13 protein-coding genes are annotated in these 22,363 nt (G+C 65.5%); 1 reads left to right on the plus strand and 12 read right to left on the minus strand.

The window, feature by feature from the left end; genetic code table 11:
- Positions 1-1,111 precede the first annotated feature (1,111 nt).
- The 11 genes from G1C96_RS08290 to G1C96_RS08340 form a co-directional block, all read right to left on the minus strand.
- Positions 1,112-7,258, minus strand: coding sequence for an InlB B-repeat-containing protein (locus G1C96_RS08290; RefSeq protein WP_169276124.1), 6,147 nt, complete (start codon positions 7,256-7,258; stop codon positions 1,112-1,114).
- 522 nt (positions 7,259-7,780) lie between these two features.
- A complete protein-coding gene (locus G1C96_RS08295; RefSeq protein ID WP_169276125.1) occupies positions 7,781-8,716 on the minus strand; it encodes a 3-hydroxyacyl-CoA dehydrogenase in 936 nt (311 codons plus the stop codon).
- 203 nt (positions 8,717-8,919) lie between these two features.
- Complete coding sequence (locus G1C96_RS08300; RefSeq protein ID WP_169276126.1) at positions 8,920-10,080, minus strand: acetamidase/formamidase family protein; 1,161 nt, start codon at positions 10,078-10,080, stop codon at positions 8,920-8,922.
- Positions 10,081-10,160: 80 nt separating this feature from the next.
- Entirely contained in the window at positions 10,161-11,030 is an 870-nt protein-coding gene (locus G1C96_RS08305) for a FadR/GntR family transcriptional regulator (protein ID WP_169276127.1), read from the minus strand.
- Between the two features lie 19 nt (positions 11,031-11,049).
- Positions 11,050-11,844, minus strand: a complete 795-nt coding sequence (locus G1C96_RS08310) for an amino acid ABC transporter ATP-binding protein (protein WP_169276128.1) — start codon at positions 11,842-11,844, stop codon at positions 11,050-11,052.
- Between the two features lie 45 nt (positions 11,845-11,889).
- Positions 11,890-12,678 carry an amino acid ABC transporter permease gene (locus G1C96_RS08315; protein ID WP_169276129.1) on the minus strand — a complete coding sequence of 263 codons (789 nt, stop codon included), beginning with the start codon at positions 12,676-12,678 and terminating at the stop codon, positions 11,890-11,892.
- Between the two features lie 45 nt (positions 12,679-12,723).
- A complete protein-coding gene (locus G1C96_RS08320; protein WP_169276130.1) occupies positions 12,724-13,629 on the minus strand; it encodes an ABC transporter substrate-binding protein in 906 nt (301 codons plus the stop codon).
- A gap of 556 nt (positions 13,630-14,185) precedes the next feature.
- Complete coding sequence (locus G1C96_RS08325; RefSeq protein WP_169276131.1) at positions 14,186-14,875, minus strand: HAD family hydrolase; 690 nt, start codon at positions 14,873-14,875, stop codon at positions 14,186-14,188.
- A 145-nt stretch (positions 14,876-15,020) separates the two neighbouring features.
- Positions 15,021-16,364: an MATE family efflux transporter gene (locus G1C96_RS08330; RefSeq protein ID WP_169276132.1), complete on the minus strand. Its 1,344-nt coding sequence runs from the start codon at positions 16,362-16,364 to the stop codon at positions 15,021-15,023.
- A gap of 267 nt (positions 16,365-16,631) precedes the next feature.
- Positions 16,632-18,053 carry an MFS transporter gene (locus tag G1C96_RS08335; protein ID WP_169276133.1) on the minus strand — a complete coding sequence of 474 codons (1,422 nt, stop codon included), beginning with the start codon at positions 18,051-18,053 and terminating at the stop codon, positions 16,632-16,634.
- 184 nt (positions 18,054-18,237) lie between these two features.
- Positions 18,238-20,235: a glycoside hydrolase family 127 protein gene (locus tag G1C96_RS08340; protein ID WP_169276134.1), complete on the minus strand. Its 1,998-nt coding sequence runs from the start codon at positions 20,233-20,235 to the stop codon at positions 18,238-18,240.
- A 278-nt stretch (positions 20,236-20,513) separates the two neighbouring features.
- Between G1C96_RS08340 and G1C96_RS08345 the strand changes: the two genes are divergently transcribed.
- The gene (locus G1C96_RS08345) at positions 20,514-21,635 is read left to right on the plus strand and encodes a LacI family DNA-binding transcriptional regulator (RefSeq protein WP_335341943.1); all 1,122 of its coding nucleotides are present in this window, start codon (positions 20,514-20,516) and stop codon (positions 21,633-21,635) included.
- A gap of 111 nt (positions 21,636-21,746) precedes the next feature.
- Here the strand turns inward: G1C96_RS08345 and G1C96_RS08350 are convergent, their stop codons facing one another.
- Positions 21,747-22,337 (minus strand): heat shock protein transcriptional repressor HspR, encoded by a 591-nt coding sequence (locus G1C96_RS08350; RefSeq protein WP_169276136.1) that lies wholly within the window; start codon positions 22,335-22,337, stop codon positions 21,747-21,749.
- Positions 22,338-22,363: the final 26 nt, after the last annotated feature.

Consider the following 22,363-nt stretch of genomic DNA (forward strand, 5'->3'; position numbering starts at 1 on the left):
GGCGGGAACGGGGCTCGGACGACAGGGAAACCGATGTCCGCTGCCGGGATTGGCGGCCGGAGCGCACGGGTGCGGATGTTGGGCGGGAGCAGCTGTTGGACGGGAGCGGCTGCGCACGGATTGGGTGGATCCGGCCGTCCGGTCGGCGCTCGGCCACGCAGATTTGGCGGAAGTGACCATCACAAAACACCGCCCACGCACCGATTGGGGGCGGAAGCGACCATCGCGCACCATCGGCCGCCGCGCGATACCGGTCGCCGCGACGACCGTCCGCAGATTGGGCGGATCCGACCATCGCGCTACCGGCCGCACACAGATCGGCGGAACTGACCATCAGCAAACACCCACCGCACGCAGGTTGGGTGGATCCGACCATCGCCCGAACCGCGCGAATCGCAGATTTGGCGGAACTGACTATCACCCGGACCGCGTGGGTCACAGATTTGGCAAAAGTGACCCCGGAGAGCCGTTTTCAGGTCGCCCCGGGGTCACTTCCGCCAAATCTGCGTGCAGCCGATGTTTCGCGATGGTCAGTTCCGCCAACTCTGCGTGCAACCGATGTTTCGCGATGGCCGGTTCCACCAAATCTGCGAACCGTACGATTCCGATGATGGCCGGTTCCGCCAAATCTGCGCGGCCGGACGCCGGAACCGCAAATGCCGAATGGAAACCGGAACCGTCCGATCCGCGTCCCGGCACGCCACGCGCACGGACGAAACCACCCGACCCCGCAACCCGCAACCGTCGCCCCCAGCATCACCGGAGACAAACACGACAACACCGGGAAGCGGCCGCGCGTCACCGGGAGCGCCCCCTGCGTCACGCGGAGCGGACACGCTCCCGATGACGCGACCGGAAAACCGCGCAATCACGCCGATCCCAGCACCACCGTCACACGGAGCGGACGCTCCGCGTGACGCAAGAAGCGCCCCACGTGACGCCCGCGCACGGATCCGCCCCGCATGACGGTGAAACGCATGACGATCCCGCATGACGGTGAAACGCATGACGAGACGCATACGGAAAGGCGGCCCGGACGGAGATCAATCCGCCCGGGCCGCCCCCGGCGATATTCAGTTATGCATTCGGTTATTCAGCGGATCGGAGACGCTCAGGACAGCGCCTTGAACGCGATGCCCTCGTACGTCCACTCACCCGAAGCGACCAGCGAATCACGCTCCAGCAGCGACGTGGTCCACAGATGCTCCCCGGTGTACGGGTCGTACAGGCGGTACACGTCGATCTTCGCGGTCGGATTCTCGTAGAACGCGATGCCCTCGTCGTTCCAGCCCACGCCCAGCAGGTGGTCGCGCTCCTCGGTCGAGGTCGTCCACAGATGCTGGTTGCCCGCAGGATCATACAGGCGGTACACGGGAACGCCCGCATGCTCGTCCATCGTGAAGCCCGCGCCCTCCGCGTTCCAGCCCATGCCCGGCAGGGCACCGGACTCGGCCGCGGAAGCCGTCCACATGTGACGGTTCGAACCGGCCGAGTAGAAGCGGTTCACCACCGTGGAACCACTGCGGATCGCGAACTCCAGAGCCAGCGAACCATACCAGGTGGAATCCGAGGACGGGACCGAGATCGTCACGCGGTACGTGCCCGCCGCGGTCGGCGCCGTCTTCGACGGACCGTACGTGGTCGTGCCCGCGCCCGTGTACGTGATCTCGTACGTGCCCTTGAACTCGCTGGACGGCGTGCCGGTGTAGCCGGCGTGCGACTGGCCGTCGAACCACGCGTCCGCCGCGGCCACGCCCGCGATCGTCGCCTGCTTCTTCGTGATGACCGTCGTGCCGCCGCCGGTCGACGGGCGCTGCACCAGACCGGCGCGCGCGTCGGTCAGCGACTTGAGCGCGTCGTCCACCTGCTGCTGCGTGGCGTCCTGGTCGGCCAGCACCTGCTTCGCGGCATCCAGCTGCTTGCTCAGGTTGTCCCACGACGTGTACGTGTAGTCATCGGCCTTCAGGTTGCCCATGTCGGCCGTGACCTCGTCCACCTTCGCCTGCAGCTTGGACCTGTCCACAGTGGTCTTGGCGACCACGGTGACGGTGCGCTCCTTGGTGGTCTCGTTGCCCGCGGCATCGGACACTCTGTAGGTGACCTTGTACGCGCCGGGCTTCGAGGTGTCCACCTTGTCGGCACCCTCGATCGTGATCTTGCCGGTCAGATTGCCGTCCACGTTATCCGAAGCGGTCACGCCCGCCTTCGCATCGAAGACGTCGCCGACCGTGACGGTCACATCATCGGCACCGGAGATCACCGGAGCCGTGGTATCGCCCGCGCCCGCCTTGGCCTTCCACTGCGCGTACAGCGTCAGGTCGCCGGTCACCGGAGCGTCGAAGGAGTAGGCGTTCTTGCCCTCCTTGTCCGTGGTCCAGCCCGTGAAGTCGTAGCCGTCGTAGGTCGGGTCGGCGGGCTTGGCCAGCTTGTCACCCTTGGTCACGGTCGCGGTGGCATCGCCCGCAAGCGTGCCGCCGTTCGCATCGAACTTCACGACGCACTGACCAGCGGCGGCAGCAGCCTTGGCGGCAGCCTTCGGAGCGGCAGTCGGCGTTGCGGAAGCCTCGGCGGCAGCCTCAGCAGGCTGCGTCACGTCGACCAGCGCCGGGGCAGCCGTCTGCTGGGCAGCGACCTTGGTCTCCTGCGACTGGGCCTTGGCGACCGACTGCCGAGCAACGGCCTTGTTCGCCGTAGTGGTGGTGTCGGCGGCCTGCTTGGCCACGGCCAGCCAGGAGATGACCGGATCATTGGAGCCTGCGCCCTGCTTGGTGACGCGATAGGTCACAGTCGCATCCGCAGTCAGCGTGAAGTCGAAGCCACCCGTGTAGGTGCTGGAGTTCGCGCTCAGCGGGATGGATCCCTTGGCCAGCTCGTTGTCTCCCGCGGAGACAGTCTGGTACAGGTTGCGGTCGCGGGGCCACCAGTCGTTGAAGCCGGCGGTCAGCGTGTACTTGCCGGCCTTGAGCGGCAGACGGTACACGATGTCCTTGTCGGCCCCAGCCCACAGGCCCGTGGAGTTCTTGTCGTTGATGTCCGTGCCGCCCTTGACGTTGATGCCGTCATTGACGTAACCCCACTGGTCGTCCGCGGAGGACACCTGATCGACCTTGTCGTTCTCCAGAGTCACGGCGTTCTTCACCGCAGTGTACTGCGGGGAGGCAGTGCTGGTACCGGAGTCGATGTAGTAGACCAGACCATCCGGGATCACCTCGACAGTGGCCTCGATGGTTTGCGCCTTGCCGTTGACGGTGGCTTGACCGGAGAGGGTCAGGGTGTCGTAGGCTTCGGCGGCCTTGAACGCGGCGACCGATGCGGCATTCCACGTGACGGTGACGTCCGCGCCGTTGTAGGACACGGTCTTCGGCAGATCCTGTCCCACGGTGCCGGCGACGACGCCGATGTTGGTCGGCTGCTTCTCGACGGCGAGCCACGAGATCACCGGATCCTTGCCGCCGTTGGAGAGCACCTTGAACGTCACGGTGGCGTCCTCGGCGAGCGTGAAGCTCACGTTGCCGGTGGACGTCTTGCCTGCGGTACCAAGGCTGGCGAGCTCGGAGCCGTCGACGGTCTTGTCCTGACCGTTCTCGGTCCACGTGGCCTGCAGCTTCATCGGGCGGTTCTCGCCGGTCCACCATTCGGTGAAACCTGCGGCGAGGTTGTAGGAACCGGCTTCGAGCGGCAGCGTGTACGTCAGCTCCTTACCGGTCTGGTACAGGCCGGTGTTGTACTTGTCATTGGCGTTGGTGTTGGTCTTCACCGTGACGCCGTTGCCATAGCCCCAGTCTCCGGCCTTCTGGTCGGCCACCGCGTTGCGCAGCGACGGAATCGCGGCCTTGACGGCGTTGTACTCGGGTGAGCCAGCATCGCCGGTCACGCCGGAGTCGATGAAGTACTCAATGTTGAGCGAAGGCAGCACTTCCACGCTCGCGGTGACGCGGTAGCGGTAAGTGCCGTCGATCTTGTCGTCGGTCAGACCGGTGATGGTGGCCTGCGTGTAGTCGCCGGCGTTGGACACGCTCTGGGCGGCAGACGCATCCCACGTCACGGAGACGTCCTTGCCGTCGATCGTGACGGTCTTCGGCAATCCAGCGCCCTTGGCCGCGGCGGCGACCAGACCCAGCTGCTTCACGTCCGGGCTGATGTTCTTGTCCACCAGCCCCTTGCTCGCGGCGTCGAGACGGGCGACGAGCGCCTGCACGCCTTCGGTGTCGAGACCGTAGGCAGCGGGATCCGCGAGCGCCTCGTTGGCGGCATCGAGGTTGGCCTTGAACACGGCCCACGTATCCGGGTTCCAGTCGTCGGCGGTGAGGTTGGCGTAGGAGTCGACGGCGGTCTGGAGCGGCGAGACGTCCAGCTGCCCGGCGGCGGTGGCCTTGACCACGCCCACGGCGTCGATGGAGATCGCGTTACCGTCGGCGGTTTCGAACGTCACGGTGTGGGTGCCGTTCTTGAGGCCGCGCAGCTCGTACGTGGTCGGCTTGCCGTTGTCGGCGGCGATGGTCGCGGCGTTGAGAGCGATCTTCGTGCCGTCCACCGTCACGTTGAGCTTGGCCTTGCCGTTGTTGGCGCCAAGCAGGTCGATGCCCGTGCCGTTGAACGTGTAGGTGAGGGTAGCGCCCTTGCCGGTGGAGTTGGAGATGGAGCGCTTGTAGACGTACATGCCCTGGCCGTTGAGGTGCTGCCATTTCTCGTTGTAGGTGAGCAGCGCGGAACCGTCGGCCCAGCTGCGCTGGTGCATGTTGTCGATCAGATCGGTGTAGTACGGCGTAGCGCCGGCGATGCGCTCGACCTTCAGGTTATCGAACTGGACGAAGTTGAAGGTGGAGCCGAGCTGAACACGGCCGGTGGCCTGCGGCTGCGGGTCGGTGTAGGTGGCGACTTCGACGCCGTTGATGTACGCGGTGTACACGTCGCCGAGCACCTGCACGGCGATGTTGTTCCACTGGTTCGCGCCGGTCTTGAAGTTCGTCGCCTTGCCGGACTGGAGCACCGCGCCGAAGCGCATGAAGTCCCAGGATCCGTCGGGCTTGACGCGCAGCTGCGCGGGCGAGTCGTCCTTGCCGTTGGAGCTGTTACCCCACTGGCGGGCGCCGACCGTGGCGTTGCCGGCATCGGCCTCGAACAGCACGTTCACGCTCACCTTGTAGTTGGCCCAGCGGTAGTCGCCGAGCGTGGTGACCGGGTCACCGCCGTTCCATGCGCCGCCGTTCCACGAGCCGTAGGCCATGCCGGGGCCGACCTGCTGGCGCATCACATGGTTGCCGTCGGCGTTCTTCACGATCTCGAAGGCGCCGTTGGTGTCGTTGGTGTAGCGCGCGGTCGCGCCGGTGTCGCCGCCGCGGGAGTCGAGGTAGCTTTCGCCGGAATCGACCAGATTGCCGTTGGTGTCGATGGTCTGGACGTTACCGTAGCCCTTGTACTCGAAGTCGTCCGCGTACAGCGTCTCGTCGTCGGTCTTGCCGTTGTCCTTGCCGGATTCGTCGGTGTCGAGCACGGCGTAGTCGTTGCCGTCCACGTACTCCTTGTTGGACGGCATCTGGCTGCCCTTGCCGTCGCGCGCGGTGATGATGCCACAGTCGTTCACGGCGTCATCCAGCGTGGTGGCGGTCACGATGCTCCACGGCTTGACCTGGAACTCGTAGTAGCCATCGGCGTCGGGCTGCAGCTCGGAGATCGGCTTGACGTAGTTGGCGTCGTAGGCCTCGCCGTCATCGGCGGCACGGGTCTCCCACAGCTCCATCGTCTTGTCATCGCCGAGGTTCATGTCCTGAGCCTTGATGCGGTACGTCTTGGTGTACTGCGAATCGTTGACGATCACGGTGGAGAAGTCGGACTTGTCCGGGGCGGCCAGCGTCATGTAGCTGGTGGCACCGCCGCGGGAGCTGTTGGCTGCGCTGCCGCGTCCCGGCGGGTTGCCGTCGGTGATGTCGCTGCGGGACGCGTTCGGGATGCCGCGCCAGATGCTCGCGTTGTTGTTGGAGTCGTAGCCGGTCTTCGCGAAGCGGGACACCTGCTCCAGCACGGCGAACGCGCCGTCCCAGTTGATGGTGCCGCTCCACGGGTCGTGCATGGTGATGACTTCCTTGGAGGAGTACTGGAAGCCGTCGTAGAACGCGGAGATGGCCGGCTGGTAGATGAAGTTGGTGCGGCGGGAGCTGGTGAAGCCCTTGACGTACGTGTTCGCCATCTCCAGGGCGGAGTTGATGCCGCCGATGCCGGTGCCGGACGTGCCGTTGTTCTGGCCGTTGTTGGTGCCGTCGCCTTCACCCGAACCGGTGTTCATGGTGTTGTTCGGACGATCGCCGGTCACGGAGAAGCTGGCCTGGGCCTCGGAGTTCCAGACCTCCTTGTCGTACTGGTCGGCCAGGGTCTTGAAGTTGTTGCCCTGATCGGCGGTGTTGTAGTGGTATCCGGCGATGTCGACGGCGTTGCGCAGCGCTTCGTCGCTGAGCATGTCGTCGCCGAAGGAGCCGGTGCTCACCTCGTCGGAGATGACGGTGCGGATCTTGTGGAAGAGCTCCCTTTCGGTGTCGGACTTGAAGCCGGCGTTCTCGTCTTTGCTGTCGAAGCCGGTCGAGTCGGTCTTCACGCGGTTGGCGAAGTCCTTGGTCCAGGCCAAATCAGGGCCGGACTCGTTGATGTGCGGGTTCACGGAGTCCACCATGAAGCCGTACTCGCGGTACGCGGCAAGAATCGTGTTCTTGTACCACTTGTAGACGTCGTCGTTGCCCTTGACCCACGCGGGCGAGCGCCAGCGCAGGATGCTCACCTTGACGTTCGGGTTGACCTTGAGCGCGTCGGCGGCCAGCTGGAAGCCGGGCTCGTGCTTCACGTTCGGGTACTCGGTGGAGGAACGCATGGTCGCGGCGTTCGGACCGGTGGAGGTGTTCTGGTCGTTGCCCATCTCGATCTTGACGGTGTTCATGACGGGGTTGTCGCCGCCGAACAGGACCTTGATCATCTCCCAGTAGGCTTCCGGATGCTGCGCCTTGTAGTCCATCAGCAGCGAGCTGGTGGAGTTGGCGCTCAGCACGCCGAATCCCTTGAACGTCAGACCGTTGACGCTCTTCGCCGCGGTCTCCACGTCGGCGCCGTTGACCACGACGTCGATCGGGGTATCGGCCGCATACGCTGCCGTGCCGGAGACGACGAACGGCGCGAACATCGCCAGCGCCGCGGCGGCCACCGTGGCCTTCCGGGCGAGCGAGCGCGCCATTCCTCCGATGGGCTTATCGGGGGGGGTGTTCCCTTGTTTCATATTCACTCCGTATCCACTACCTTGTGTTCCTTCCTTCCGCCCGCGACTCGCCTTCCGCGGGGACAACCCTTGTCCCCTGGGCCTACGATGCGCCGACGCACCGGCCGCGAACTCAACCATCGAGATCGAAACCGATTGATCACAGTGTATCCGTGAACACACCTAAATGCAAACGTTCAGAAACGATCATCCTTGGGGGAAACGGGGTGTTTCACGATGTTTCTGTATGAGTCTTCTGTCGGTTCAATATGAGCCGATACGCGCCGATATGAGCCGATACGAACCGCCGCGAGCGCCTGATTGCGCATCGGAGCCCCACGTTCCCCGCCCCAGCGCCCCGGCCCTGTGCCGCACCCCGCATCGGCACGCAAAAAGGTCCTCCCGTAGCACGCTGCGGAAGGACCCTCAACAACTCCGGTGCGACGCACGTATCACGTATCACGCATCACATGTCACGCGATGCGCACGCGCGCCGCCGACGTCAGCCCATCGCCTACGCCGCCCCGGCGTCACCGCCCGGCGTCACCGGTACTTGTAGAACCCCTCGCCGGCGTTGACGCCGGTCTTGCCCTCGTCGATGTAGCGCTTGAGCATCGCGGCCACCTTGCCCTGCACGGTGGCGGGGTCGGCGGCGCGCGGGTCGAGCATGCCGATGTTGTACGCGGTGGTCAGACCCACCACGTCGAGGATGCGGAACGGGCCGATCGGCGCGCCGGTGGCCAGCTGCCACGTCCTGTCGATCGTCTCCACGTCCGCCACCTCGTTCGCCAGCAGCGCTTCCGCGGCGGACAGGAACGGCACCAGCATCGAGTTGAGGATGTAGCCCGGCTGCTCCTTGTGCAGTTTGAGCGGGATCATGCCGATCTGCTCGGCGAACGCCACCACCGCGTCGTACGCGGCCGGATCGGTGCCCGCGTGGCCCATCACCTCGGCGGTGTTGTTACGCCAGATCTCGTTGGCGAAGTGCAGCGCCAGGTACTTCTCCGGGCGTCCCGTGTACTGCGCGAACGCGCTCGGCAGCATCGTGGACGAGTTCGTGACCACGATCGTCCGCTCCGGCAGGTGCTTCGCCAGCTCGGTGTAGAACGCCACCTTCTGCTTCGGGTCCTCCGCGATGCATTCGATCACCAGATCGGCGTCCGCGGCGGCCTCCTCGTAGGACGTGGTGAGCGTCAGGCCCTCGTACGCGGCCTCCACCTGTGCCTTGAGCGCGTCGAGCTGCTCCGGCGTGGCGTCCTTGGGCGCCAGACCGCGGCAGTACGCGGCCGGGTTGGTCTTCATGGCCTCCAACGTGTTGAGATAGATGCCCTTCAGTCGCTCGAACTTCGGCTTCGCGCGGTCGATCGACCCTTCGGAGCGCAGCCACACCTTGACGTTGCAGCCCTTGTACGCGCTCTGGAATGCGATCTGGCTGCCCAGCACGCCGCCGCCCGCGACCACCACGTTCCTGATGTCCATAGATATCCTCCTTCGGATGCGTCCGGGCGTGCGGCCGGACGACCGTGCCTGCCTGCATCGCATCCCGGACGGATGGGTTGCGGGCCCGCCCGGTCCCTGTTGACCCGGCGCGCGCCCGATGCCTCCAGACTAGCCCGCGCCGATCACGATGCGGCAATCCGTTTCCACGCGTTGTCGCGATGTGCCGCGGCGGGCGGTCCGCTTCAGCGGCGCGTCAGATCATCCTTCGGAATGCAGGCATGCACGCCGAGGTTCACGTCCACCGCCTCGGAGATATCGAAGTCGACCGCCGCGCTCAGGTACGCGTAGGCATGCGCCTCGTCCATACCGGCGCGCGTCTCGAGCAGAGAGATCGCCTCACGCACGCAGCGGCGCAGGGCGACATCGAGATCATGCGAACGGCCGGTAGGCACCCAGTACCGCGGCGTCTCCACGAGCGGACCGGAAAGTTCGCCGAAGTCCGCGACGAAACGGTCATGCGGCACCACGGTAAGCCGCAGCTCGGCGGTAAGCGACGCCTCGAGCGCGGTAAGCGACACCTCGCCGTTGCCCTGAACGAAGTGCGGATCGCCCACGGTGAAGCCGGCACCGTCCACCTGCACGGGCAGATAGAGGCTCGTGCCCTCGGTGAGCAGATTGATGTCGAGGTTGCCGCCGAAATCGCCCGGCGGCACGGTGTTGAGATGCTCATCGGTGTTCGGCGTCACGCCCATGATGCCGAGGAACGGGTGCAGCAGGAACATCAGCGCATCCGATGCGCCGCGCGGGTCCGTTACGACACCGAGGTGGCTCCCCTTCGTCGCGGCACGATACGCGGCGACTGCGTCGGGACCGGTTCGGTCGATCACGCCATACAGCTGCCCGTCGCGTTCCGTCGCACGCGCGAAGACGCTTACGGTGGTGCCGCCCCTCGGCAGTTCGTCGGCCAGCACTCCCTTTCCATGCCTGTTGGAGATCACGCCATACGGCACACGCGGCGTGAGCCGCAGCACGTCGACGCGCAGCCAGTCACCGGCACGTGCACCTTCCACGGCGATGGGACGGCTCACCACATGCGGACCGGATCCTGCCGGATGATCGCCTACGGAGGCCACACGGATCGCGTCATCCAACACGTCGTCGGGCGCCACGCCCTGCGCCCCGAAGAACGCGATCGGGTCACGGCCCTGATCCTCGAGGATGCCCTCATGGCTGAGCGTGTCGAACACCACCACGGCGCCGGACGCCACGGTCGCCAGCGGCTCGTCGCCGCGCGCCGGCAACGTACCCCAACGCACGGAACCCGGATCAGCACCCACACGCAGCACGACGTCGTCGCGCGAAGATCCATCTACGGCAACAGGGGAAGGGAAAACGGTGGTCATGATGATTGAGCTTTCTGCAGTACCTACTGCATGTGCCGGGAAGCGCAATCCACGCGGAGGGAAGGGACCGCGGCCCCGGGCTATTCGGTTGTGGTTTCGGTTATGGAGCCGAGCTCTGCGGACGCGTCGAACGGGTCGGCCGCAGCGGACACATCAGGCGCATCGCTGATGGCGGCGACCTCGTCCAGATGCCGACGCATCGCCTCTCGCGCACCGTCGACGTCATGCGCGCGCACCATCTCGAAGATCCGTCGATGACCGGCAAGGGAGATCTCTCGCCGATCCAGCGTGCGATGCGACGACAGACGCACCCGCTCGGTGGCATCGTTGGCGAAATCGAGAATCGTGACGATGAGCGCGTTGTCGGTGCTGCGGGCCAGTGCCATATGGAACGCCATGTCGAGCTTCAGGGATTCGCGCGGCTGCATGCGCGGATTCGACCGTTCGATGATGTCGTTGAGGGCGATCAGATCGGCATCGGTGGCCCGACGGGCCGCCAGCGCCGTGATCTCGGGTTCGAGCAGATCACGCAGCTCGGTGACGTTGTCGAGCTCATGCTGTGATTGCTCCAGCGCGCTGGTCATGCGCAGCACCGCTTCCTCGGGACCGAGCACCACGGTGCCGGCGCCCCAACGAATCCGGATGAGCTGACGCTTTTCCAGCAGCGACAGGGCATCGCGCACGGTGTTGCGCGAGACGGCGAAGCTGGCGGCAAGATCGCGTTCGGAAGGCAACCGCATGCCGGGGCGGTATTCCCCGGAGATGATCCGGCGCTCGAGCACCACGGCCACCTCGGAAGCCTTGCCTTTGCCGGCTTTGAGGAAGACCGTGGCCGGGCGTCCGGCCGATTCCGTTGTCTTCGCGGCAGTAGTCATCCCCGCAATCACCTCGCCTGCGCCTACCCGTACGTCACGACCATCATAACGTCGGAGCGTGCGGTCGGCGCTCACGGCACCTTTCTCGCAGCGCTCACAGCACTTTGGCGAGGAACTCCCGCGTGCGCTGTTCCTTGGGATGATCGAGCACCTCCTCGGGAGTTCCCTGTTCCAGCAGACGACCATCGGCCATTACCACGATGCGGTCGGCCACCTCGCGTGCGAATTCGATCTCATGGGTGACGATCATCATCGTGGTGTCTCCGGATCGGGCCAGCTGCTTCATCACGGCGAGCACTTCGAGCGTCATCTCCGGATCGAGCGCGCTCGTGGGTTCGTCGAACAGCATGAGCGAGGGGTGCATGGCCAGGGCGCGAGCGATGGCGACGCGCTGCTGCTGCCCGCCGGACAGTCCATTCGGATGCGCGTCCATACGGTCCGCAAGTCCCACGCGCGCAAGCAGCTGCTTCGCCTCCTCCACGGCCTGCGCCTTGGGCTGCTTGAGGATGCGCACCGGCGTGTGCCACACGTTCTCCAGCGCCGTCATGTGCGGCCACAGGTTGAAGTGCTGGAACACGAAGCCGATGTTCCGGCGCTGTTCGGCCAGATGGCGTCCGCTATCGGGCGTATAGGCGCCCGAGCGGGTCTTCTTGTACCCCATGAGGTGACCGTCCACGAAGATGGTGCCGTCATCATAGGGGTTGAGCATGTTGATGGTGCGCAGGAACGTCGTCTTGCCGGCGCCGGATGGACCAAGCAGCACTACGACCTCGCCGCGGTGCACGTCGAGCGAGACGTCGTGCAGGATCTGGTGTCCGTTCACTGAATAGCACACGTCCGTGGCGCGGACGATCACGTCCTTGGGAGGCAGTTTCGATGGGAATCGCATGGGATGCTCCAATCAGAGATCGGGAATGATGTGCGATGCGCGACCTCAGTCGCGGGAGGAAGGGCTGAGCTTGGCACGGGCACCGGCGAACATCGACGCCATGCGGGTGCGCAGGCTCACGGTCTCGATGCCGAGCCGACGGTTGAACATGTTCTCCAACGCGTTCTGCGCGAAGGTCCAGATCGTGGTGAGCAGCAGGTAGTAGATGCCGGTCACGATGAAGATCTCGAACGTGCGGAACGTGGCGGAGCTGATGGACTGGGTGATGAGGAAGACCTCGCTGACACCGATGATGCTCAGCAGCGACGTGTTCTTCATGAGCTGGTTGAACTGATTGCCGAGCGGCGGGATCATGGTTCGCACGGCCTGCGGCAGGATGATCCATCGCATCGCGGACGCGCGGGTCATGCCCATGGCCAGCGAGGACTCCAGCTGCCCCTCGGGCAGGGCCGCCACGGCGGAACGGATGATCTCGGAGACATACGCGCCCTCGTTGAGGGTAAGGCCAACGAGCGCCGCCTGGATGGATCCGGCGATGCTGATGCCCAGCACCGAGGCATCCTGGAACTTGTAGATGCCGGCCGCGGCGAGACCCAGATAGATGATCACCAGCGTGACCAGCAGCGGGATGCCGCGCAGCACCCATACGTAGGTGGCGGAGATGAACCGCAGCACGCCGTTGCGCGACAATCGCATCAGGGCGAGGACCAGACCGAGGATCAGACCGAGGATCATCGCCAGGATGGAGATGACGATCGTGAGCATCAGTCCGTGAAGATACGCGTTGCTGGGCTGGAACAGGCTGTCCCAGAAGAACGTCCAATCGAAATGCATGTCAGGCCTCCTCACGCTTGGATTCCGTGTGAATGCTTCGGAAGCTCAGAACTTGGTGTAGGCCAGGGACGACATGTTCCACTTGGCGAGGATCTTGGCGTAGTCGCCGGAATCGTTGAGCTTCTTGAACGAGGCGGTCAGGGCGTCGGACAGCGTTGAGTTGCCCTTGTTGACGGCGGCGCCGACCTCGATGGGTGCGAACTCCTTGCCGGCCATCTCGAAGGAGTCCTGCTGCTTCTGCTGGTAGTAGAGCACCACCGGCGTCTCGCCCGCGTAGGCGTCCACCTGCCCCGTGACCAGCTGCTGCACGGCGGCGGTGGTCTGGTCGGTCTGCACGAGCTTGAGCTCCGGTTTGCCGTCCTTGGCGCACTGCTCCACCTGCTGCTGGGCCTGCAGCGTGGCGGTCTTGCCTACGGCGGCGCTGATCTTGAGCCCGCACAGGCTGTCGTCCATGCCCGTGATCTTCTTCGGATTACCCTTGGGCACGGCCACCGCGGATCCGCTCATGAGGTACGGGACGAAATCGACCACCTTGGCGCGTTCGGGCTTGATGTACAGCGACGACATGATGACATCGCATTTGCCGGCCTGCAGCGCCGGGACGATGGATGCGAACGCCACGTCGACGAAGCTGGCCTCAAGGCCCAGATCATGAGCAACCCACTCGCCCATTTCCACTTCGGCACCCACCGGCTTGTTCTCCGCATCCGTGAAGTACGTGGGAGGATTGCCGGTGCTGAACGCGGTGCAGATCTTGAGCGTGCCGTTGGTCTGGATGGCGGGTGACGATACCGTCGCACTCGCAGCCTTGTCCTTGGTGACCGTCGGCGCGGAGCTCTGCTGCTGAGCCAAGGCCGCGTCAGTAGCGTTTCCGGCGCCGCAGGCGGCGAGACCGGCCGCGGCCATTGCGATCGCCAGCACTGCGGCGATGATCCTGTTGTGCTGCGTCATGATGTTGTCCCCTCTTGTAAGTGGTTCATTTCTTGAACCACTTACAAGCTAGGAACCTTGTATTTTCAACAGATTATTTGATTATTTCAGACCAGTTACGAGTGAGTGGTTTAATTAACGCGCCTTTGGCGGGAACGCGGACCATGCCGTGACCCAGCTTGCGGTCCACGCAGCTTATGATCCATGAATGAACCCCGCATACATCCCGGCATCCTCCGACTCGGCCACGTTGCCGATTCAGGACCGCACGCGCGTCAGTCCTCCCGCCGAGCCGCATGAATCGCATACGCATGCGCCCCGCCCGGCATCAGGACATCCGATCCGCTCATTCTGTACACCCACCGACACACAATGAGCAAATCCAGTGCGCAGCACCCCCATTCAACGCCGTCAGGCATCGGATCCGCTCATTCTGTACCCGCCGCGCATCCGATCCGCTCATTCTGCACACCCGATGCCGCATAATGAGCAGCTTCAGTGCTCACGTGCAACGCCACAGCGTCACACCGGCAGGCACCGCGCAGGAAAGGCCCGCCCGCGGCTTACCGGCGGCGGCTCACCGCCAGCCGGCCAGCCGCTGCTGTACCAGCGCGTCCAGCGCATCCACCGTCATGCCGTCGTAGTCGTGGATCGACGCGAACTGCGGCCCACCGGTCGCGTCGGTGCGCGTGTAGCCGGTCAGCGCCACGGTGGTGGCCCCGGACGCCGCCGCGGCCTGCAGACCCACGCCGGAATCCTCGAGCGCCGCGCAGTGCGCCATGGCATCGGCATCCGCCGGGTCGATGCCCAGCTTGCGCGCCGCCGCCTGGTACGGTTCCGGCGACGGCTTCTTGGCGGTGTTGTCGTCGCCGCACACGTACGCCGCGAACGCGCCATCGCCGGCCTGGCGCAGCACGTTCTCCGCCATCATGCGCGGGGACGCCGTGACCAGCACGTTGGGCACGCCGGCCGCCGCGAGCGCGCGCACCAGCTCCAGCGCGCCGGGGATCCACGGCAGGCCCTCGAACTCGCGATCCTTCACGTATTCGATCATCTGGCGCCCGATCTCCTCCGCGGGCAGCTGCGTGCCGGCCTCCACGAGCATCTGCGCCACCTTGGGCACCGGCGTGCCGGACATCTTCCAGCCCAGCTCCTCGCTCCACGTGCCGCCGTTGTTGGTGGCGATGGAGATCTCGGCCTGATGCCACAGGGGCTCCGAGTCGATCAGCGTGCCGTCCAGGTCCCAAAACACCGCGCGAAGCTCCATCGCCGTCTCCTTCCGGTCCTTCCGGGGTCACAAGTTGCGGGCCCATCGATCTTGTGAACTGGCGGTCTGTTCGTTCGCACGCGCCAATTCGCCGAATCAAGCCAATATCGAGTATTGCACATGTTCGCCCGTGTGCGTTTCGGGCTCACAAGATGAGTCGACGAAAATCTTGTGAACGGCAAATGAAGTAATACGGCACCTCGAACAGCAGCATGGCGCTCCAGCCGATCGCGCACGCGAAGCTGATGCCGTACATCCCCAGCCGCCCGATGAGCAGCCACGTGAACGCCGCGCGCAGCGACGCCTGAATGAACGTGGAGACGAGCGTGACCGACATGTTGCCCATGCCGCGGAAGAATCCCTGAATGCCGTTGGTGAACGACGGGAAGATGTAGAACAGCGCCATCGTGGTGAGGTACTGGCAGCCGAGATCCACCACACGCGTCTGGTCGGCGGTCACGAACAGGCGCATGATCGGCCGGTTGAGCAGCAGCACCGTGAGCCCGATGATCACCCAGTAGCCGAACTCCAGCCGCAGGCCCGCGCGGAAGCCCGGCCGAATCCGCTCGCGGCGCCCGGCCCCGCGATTCTGCGCCACGTAGGTGGTGATGCCGTGGGAGATGCTCTGCTGCGGGGTGAACGCGAAGTCGTCCACGCGCGTGACGGCGTTGAACGCGGCGATCACGTCCACGCCGAGCGTGTTGACGGCGCTTTGGATGATGAGCTTGCAGATCGGCTGGATGGACTGCTGCAGCGCGGTGACGGACCCGTACTTCCAGATCGTGCCGAGCAGCGCGCGGTCGATGCGCCATTCCTCGCGGCGGATGCGGAAGCGCGGCATGCGGCGGATCATGGCGATGCCGGTGGCGGTCATGGCGAATCCCTGCGCGAGCACGTCGGTCAGGGCGGCCCAGTCGATGCCGAAGCCGAGCGCGCCGATGCACACCGCATCCAGCACGGCGTTCGTCACGATGCCGATGCTGAGGTAGATGAGCGGCGTGCGGGAGTCGCCGGCGCTCTTGAGCCCTGCGGCGAGCGCGTTGTAGCAGTAGGTGAACGGCAGGCCCAGGAACGTGATGCGCATGTAGACGCCGGTCATGGCGAACGCTTCGGGCGGCACGTTGAGCGCGCGCAGCAGCGGATCGGCGCAGGCGATGCCCAGCGCGGCGACGGCGATGGATGCGACGAGCCCGGCAATGAGCGTGGTGGCGAGCGCACGGCGGAACCGGCCGTAGTCGCGCGCGCCGAAGCATTCGCTCATGAGCACGCCGGCGCCCATCGTGAGCCCGGAGACGCCCAGAATCAGCAGGTTCATGACCGGGCTGGCCATGCCGGTGGCGGCGAGCGCCTCCTTGCCGATGAAACGGCCGACGATGATCGCGTCGAACGCGTTGTACGACAGTTGCAGCACGTTGCCGAGCACGAGCGGCACCGCGTAGCTGATGAGGTGCGGGGTGGGTGCGCCTTCGGTCATGTCGATGGTTGCCATGCGCGCTCCCCTCCCGAGTTTCCGACACCCGAGCGTAGACGCGGGCGCGCGGCCATGCGGCTGCGTTGCCCCGGTTTTCCGGGAAATGACGCCGGGGAACGAAAAACCCTCCCGCGGGGTGAATCGCGGGAGGGCAGGGAAACAACCTCAATCACGGAAGAACGATGGTTGAGGAAGCGTTGCGGAGGCAGTCAGCTGATCGACCGGTTGATCGCCCGACCGGATGATCAAACGATCAGCCAATCAGCCGATCAGCCAACCGGCCGGTCACTTGGCGGATTCGCCCAGCTCGGCGGCGGCCTTGGCGTGGCGCTCGGCCAGCTCGGCCTTGATCTGCGGCTCCATCTTCTCGAAGCGACGGTAGAAGCACATGATCACGCCGACGATGATGTAGACGATCACCGGCAGCCAGATGAAGCAGAAGCTGATGGCGTCCTGCGCGGACTGGGACTGCTGATCGAGGTTGGCGTCGTAGCCGGCGGCGCCCATGATCTCCAGCGGCAGGAAGGCGCCGAAGCCGGAGCCGACCTGGATGCAGAAGGCGGAGCCGACGGCGGTCAGGAAGCCGGCCGCGTGGACGCCGGTCTTCCACTCGCCATAGTCGACGGTGTCGGCCAGCATGCCGAACGGCATGCCGATGGCGATGGCCGCGCCGAGCACGCCGACGGTCCAGAAGATGACCAGCAGCGGCACGTTCTGGCCGGCGAGCGGCATGAGGGCCTGGCCGATGCCGCCGATCGCAAGGCCGATGAGCATGGTCAGCGTCTTGTTCTTGGTCTTGTTGGCGATGATCGGCATGGCGATGGTGCCGAGCAGGCCAATGACCTGCACGCCGTTGAAGATGGAGGTCAGATCGCGGTTGTCGAGCACGTACTGGGCGTAGTAGGTGGACACGCCGTTGCGGGTGGACTGGGCGATCCAGTAGATGAGGAAGGCGACCACGAGGATGATCCACGGCCAGTTGCCCTTGGCGGCCTTGAAGGAGTCCTTCAGCGGGATCGGCTTGTTGAGTTCGGGGTGGTAGTTGTGCTCGGTGAGGTTCTTGAAGGAGAACAGGAGCAGCACGATGGCCACGATGCCCCAGATCGCGGTGACGATCATGAAGCCGGTCTTGTCGCCGCCGAAGTGGACGCCGAACCAGCCGACCAGCGGGATGGTGAAGGAGGAGGTGATGAAGGAGCCGATCTGGCCGCCGGCCATGCGGAAGGAGTTGGCGTTGTTGCGCTCGGTCGGGTCGTCGGTGAGGTTCGGCAGGATGGCGGTGATCGGGGTCTGGATGCCGGTGTAGACGGCGCCGGCGGCCAGGATGTAGGTGATCAGCGCGTACCAGAACTTCGGGGCGCCGTCGGGCAGGCTCGGGGCGGTGAACGCGATGAACACGGTCACGGCGAACGGCACGCACAGCCACAGGAACCACGGGCGGCTCTGGCCCCACTTGGTGTTGGTATGGTCCACGATCGAGCCCCACACGACGGCGGAGATCGCGTCGGCGAAGCGTGCGACCAGCAGGATGGTGCCGGCGCCCAGCGCGCCCGCGGCCGGGATGTGGAACACGTTGGTGTAGAAGTACATGATGTACGAGGAGATCGTCACGTACAGCAGGTTGCCTGCCATATCGGTGAAGGAGTAGGCGACCTTCTCCTTCGTGGTGAGTTTGATCGCCGGGGCGGTCTGGGTTGCGGTGCTCATAATTCCCTTCTTCGTTGATTGATGGTTTATGAGGTTTTGGTTGGTGTTGGGTTATAGGGCCCCCTTACCCCCGCGGCGGACAACGGCGAAGCTGGGCGGGGGCATGGGAGCAAATCTTGAATTGTACGGGGCACGCGGCGGACGGCGACGCGCCCCAGACGGATCGGGCGCGCGGCTTGGCGGCTTAGAAGTCCGAGTCGAACCAGACCTGCATCTGGCCCACCTCGCGGTTGGCCCAGGCGTAGTACGGCACGAGCTTGAGGTCGTAGGACTTCTCCCCCACCGGATGCTCCTCGACGTCCGCGAACAGCGGGAAGTCGTCGCCGTCGTGCGTGCGCTTGGTGGCCGGGACCGTGATGACCTCCACGCCATCGAGCTCGCCGAAGTGGTATTCGGCCTTGGCGCGGCCGGCGTCGTGGCTGCCGATGTGGTAGTTCCACAGCGGGGCGGAGTTGTCGGCCTCCTCGGCGCAGTACACGATCGGGCCGCGCATCACGGCGATCTTGCCGATGTCGTGGCGCACGAGCGTCTTGGAGCGCATGAACTTCACGGCCATGTCCAGGTCGAGCGTGATCTCGGTGGTGCCGGAGGTCACCTCGATCGAGACGAAGCCGTTGTCCACGGGCAGACGGCGGGCGTCCTCGCCGTTGACGGTCATCTCGTGCTTGGAGGCGGACCAGGACGGGATGCGCACCAGGAATTCGACCGGATCGGCGCCCTCGGGCACGGTGACGGTGAACTCGATGTGGCCGTCCCACGGGAAGTTGGACTTCTGGGAGACCTTGACGCCGTCGAAGAACTCCGCGTCGTTGGCGATGAACTGGTGGGCGATGATCTCGCGGCGATCCTCGTGCACGGTGTACAGGTAGCGGTCCACGGATGCGATCAGGCGGGCGATGTTGGCCGGGCAGCAGGCGCAGCCGAACCATTCGGCGCGATGCATGAGCACGTGGTAGCGGTCCGGGTTGTGCTCGGTGGCCTGGGGATCGGCCTCGAGGGCGTTGACGTAGTAGAAGTGCTTGCCGTCAAGCGCGATGCCGGCGATCGAGCCGTTGAACAGCTCCTTCTCCAGCACGTCGGCGTACTCGCCCTTGGTCTCGAGCTCGAGCATCTGGCGGGCCAGGAAGCTCATGGCCACGGAGGCGCAGGTCTCGCCGTACATGGTGTCGTTCGGCAGGTCGTAGTCGTAGGTGAACGCCTCGCCCACGTGCGTGGAGCCCACGCCGCCGGTGATGTACATGCGCTTGGTGACGATGTTGTGCCACAGGCGCTTGGCGGTCTCCTCGAGCTCCTTGTCGCCGGTCAGGCGGGCCACGTGGGCGACGCCGGTGAGCATGTAGCCCACGCGCACGGCATGGCCCTCGGCGGTCTGCTGCTGGCGGATCGGGCGGGCGGTCTGCGTGTACTCGTGGGTCCAGCCGCGCATCTGCGGGAAGATGTCCGTGGAGCCGTCGCCGATCTTCTCGTTCTGCTTGTCGTAGAAGCTCGGATCCTTGCCGCGCACGTCGATGAAGAACTTGGCGAGGTCGAGGTACTTCCGCTCGTGGGTGACCTCGTAGAGGCGGGACAGGGCGAGCTCGATCTCCGGGTGGCCGTCGGCGCCGGGGATCTTGCCGTCCTCCTCGCCGAAGTTGGCGTCCAGGCACTCGGCCATACTGCGGGCCACGTCGAGGGCCTGCTCGTTGCCGGTGACCTCGTAGTACGCCACGGCGGCCTCGATGTAATGGCCCATCACGTACATCTCGTGGGACTGCTGGATCTGGGTGAACCGCTCGCGGTTGGCGAACGCGCCGGACTTGATGATGTACGGGGTGTCCAGATAGCCGTCCTCGCGCTGGGCGCGGGCGATGAGGTCCACGAGCTTGTCGCACAGCTCCTTGAGCTGCTCGTCGGGCTCGTAGGCCAGCGAGTAGGCGGCCTCCTCGAGCCACTTGTACACGTCGGAGTCCTGGAAGACGAAGCCCTTGAACTCGCCTTCCTCGTCGCCGGCAGCGATGCGCAGGTTGCGCACGGCGCGGCTGTAGTGGTAGTCGATGTCCTGCTTGGCGCCCGAGGGGTCGCGCGGGATGTCGATCTTCTGCTCGTCGTTGATGACCGCCCACTGGTAGGGGATCACCTCCTTGGCGACATTCTCGCGATACCTGCGCCAGAATGGCGAGGTCACCGTCACCTTGGTGCTCATGCTCCCGTCCTTTCCGTTCCACGTCGATCGGTCGATCCGGCTCCAAGACCTGCAGCTGCGCAACTCCTTGCCCCTGAACCGGCATCTGTGGACGATGGTACGAGCCCGGCGCGCGGCGTTCGCGTGGGTCGTGCGAATGGGAAAATTTTCCCAAAACGGCGACGGCGGGTACTATTCCCCCTATGAGGGGAACGGCATCGAACACATCGAGCGCATCGGACGCAGACGGACGCGGGGACGGGGATGCGCGTGGCGGCCGGCGCGTCACGCTGCGGGATGTGGCCGAGGCGGCCAGCGTGTCCGTGGCGACGGCGTCGAAGGCGCTCAACGGCACGGGACGGTTGTCCGCGAAGACCCGGCGGATCGTGCAGACCGCGGCGAAGGAACTGGGATACCGCAAGACCGCGGCCGACTCGGACGGCTACGCCAATCCGGCAGCGGCGGGAGCGGCGGGCACGGCGGGCGCAGCGGCCAGACCGGGCGTGCCGGGCGCAAATCGGGCCGCCGCAGTGCGACAAACGCAGCGGTCGGGGCTGGTGGGGCTGATCACGTCGGACTACAACGGCCGGTTCTCGCTGCCGCTGCTCATGGGCGCGGAGAACACGCTGGGCGCGTCCAACCACGCGGCCCTGCTCATGAGCTCGCACGGCCGGGCCGCCCTGGAGCGCAGCCACATCGACCAGTTGGCCGCGCACGGCGTGGACGGGCTGATCGTGGTGGGCGACACCTCGAACCCGCGCCCGCCGCTCAAGCCGTCCACCACGATGGGCCTGCCGGTGGTCTACACGTATGATCCGTCCACCGACCCGGCTGATTGCAGCGTGGTGTGCGACAACGTGGGCGCGGGCGCGCAGGCGATCGAATACCTGCTGAGCCTGCGTCGCCGCTACATTGCGGTGATCGCCGGACCGGAGGACTTTCAGGCCGCGCACGATCGCGTCAAGGGCGCGTGGCGCACGTTCACGCTATATGATTTCCGCCCGGTCGCGGTGCTGTACGACTCGTGGAGCGAGGAATGGGGCGAGCGGGTCGCCCGCGTGCTGGTGGACCGGTATCCGCATCTGGACGCGATCTACGCGCTGAGTGATGAGATCGCGCGCGGGGCCGTGCGCGGGCTGCTGGCGATCGGCAAGCGCGTGCCGCAGGACGTGGCGGTGATCGGGCACGACAACTGGTTCGTGTTCTGCTCGAACGCGCACCCCACGCTCACCACGTTCGACAACAACATCGCGCTGATCGGCAAAACCGCGGCGAAGTTCCTGCTCGACGCGATCCGCGGGCATCCGCACCGCGGCGTGACGGCCGTGGAGTGCCCGATGATCGTGCGCGAGTCCACCGAGCCCGAGCGCCGGACCGCGCTCAACAGCTCCGACCGCATCTTCCGCCGCAACAACGCATAAAAAGCATGAAAAAGCGATCCCGAGCGTCAAACCCGCGCTGAGGGGCTGCTCAGCGCGGGTTTGACGCTCGGGATCGTATATTGGCGCGGATTTGGGCCCGGAATTCGGCTTTTACGCACCCCAGACGACCATGGTGGAACCGGATGCGGCGGGGCGGATGGCGGGAAGCAGCGCATCGGCGTCCGCAGAGCCAGATGATGGGCCGGCAGTGATCTCGCGCGCGTGGGCGTGGATCTCGTGGCGCCACATGCGGGCGCGGCGGGAGCGCTGCACCTCCACGATGTCGCCGTCGGCGTCGGCCGCGAAGATCGACGACCCGGCCGGCTTGCGCAGGCGGCGGACCTGCCGACGCAGCTGGCGGTTCTCCTCCTGCAGTTCGAGGATGCGGGTGATGCCCGCAAGATTGATCGACTCGTCCTGACTCAGATGCTGGGCCTGCACGAGCCGGTCGATGTCACGCAGCGAATAGCGGCGCGCGCCGCCGCCCGTGCGCCGCGGAGTGACCAGACCGATGCGATCGTACTGGCGCAGCGTCTGCGGGTGCACGCCCGCCAGCTGCGCGGCCTGCGACACGGTGAACACGGGCAGGTTCACGTCGAAGCCCATGTCGTCCGCCTCGTCAAGCTCCATGCGCCCGTCCACCAGGGTGCGAGCGCACAGCACGTACGCCTTGCGGATCTGCTGGGCGATTTTTGCCGTCATCTGCGCGCTCCTTTCCGAACGTGTGT

The organism is Bifidobacterium moraviense (assembly GCF_012932365.1).
GTDB classification, from domain to species: Bacteria; Actinomycetota; Actinomycetes; order Actinomycetales; family Bifidobacteriaceae; genus Bifidobacterium; species Bifidobacterium moraviense.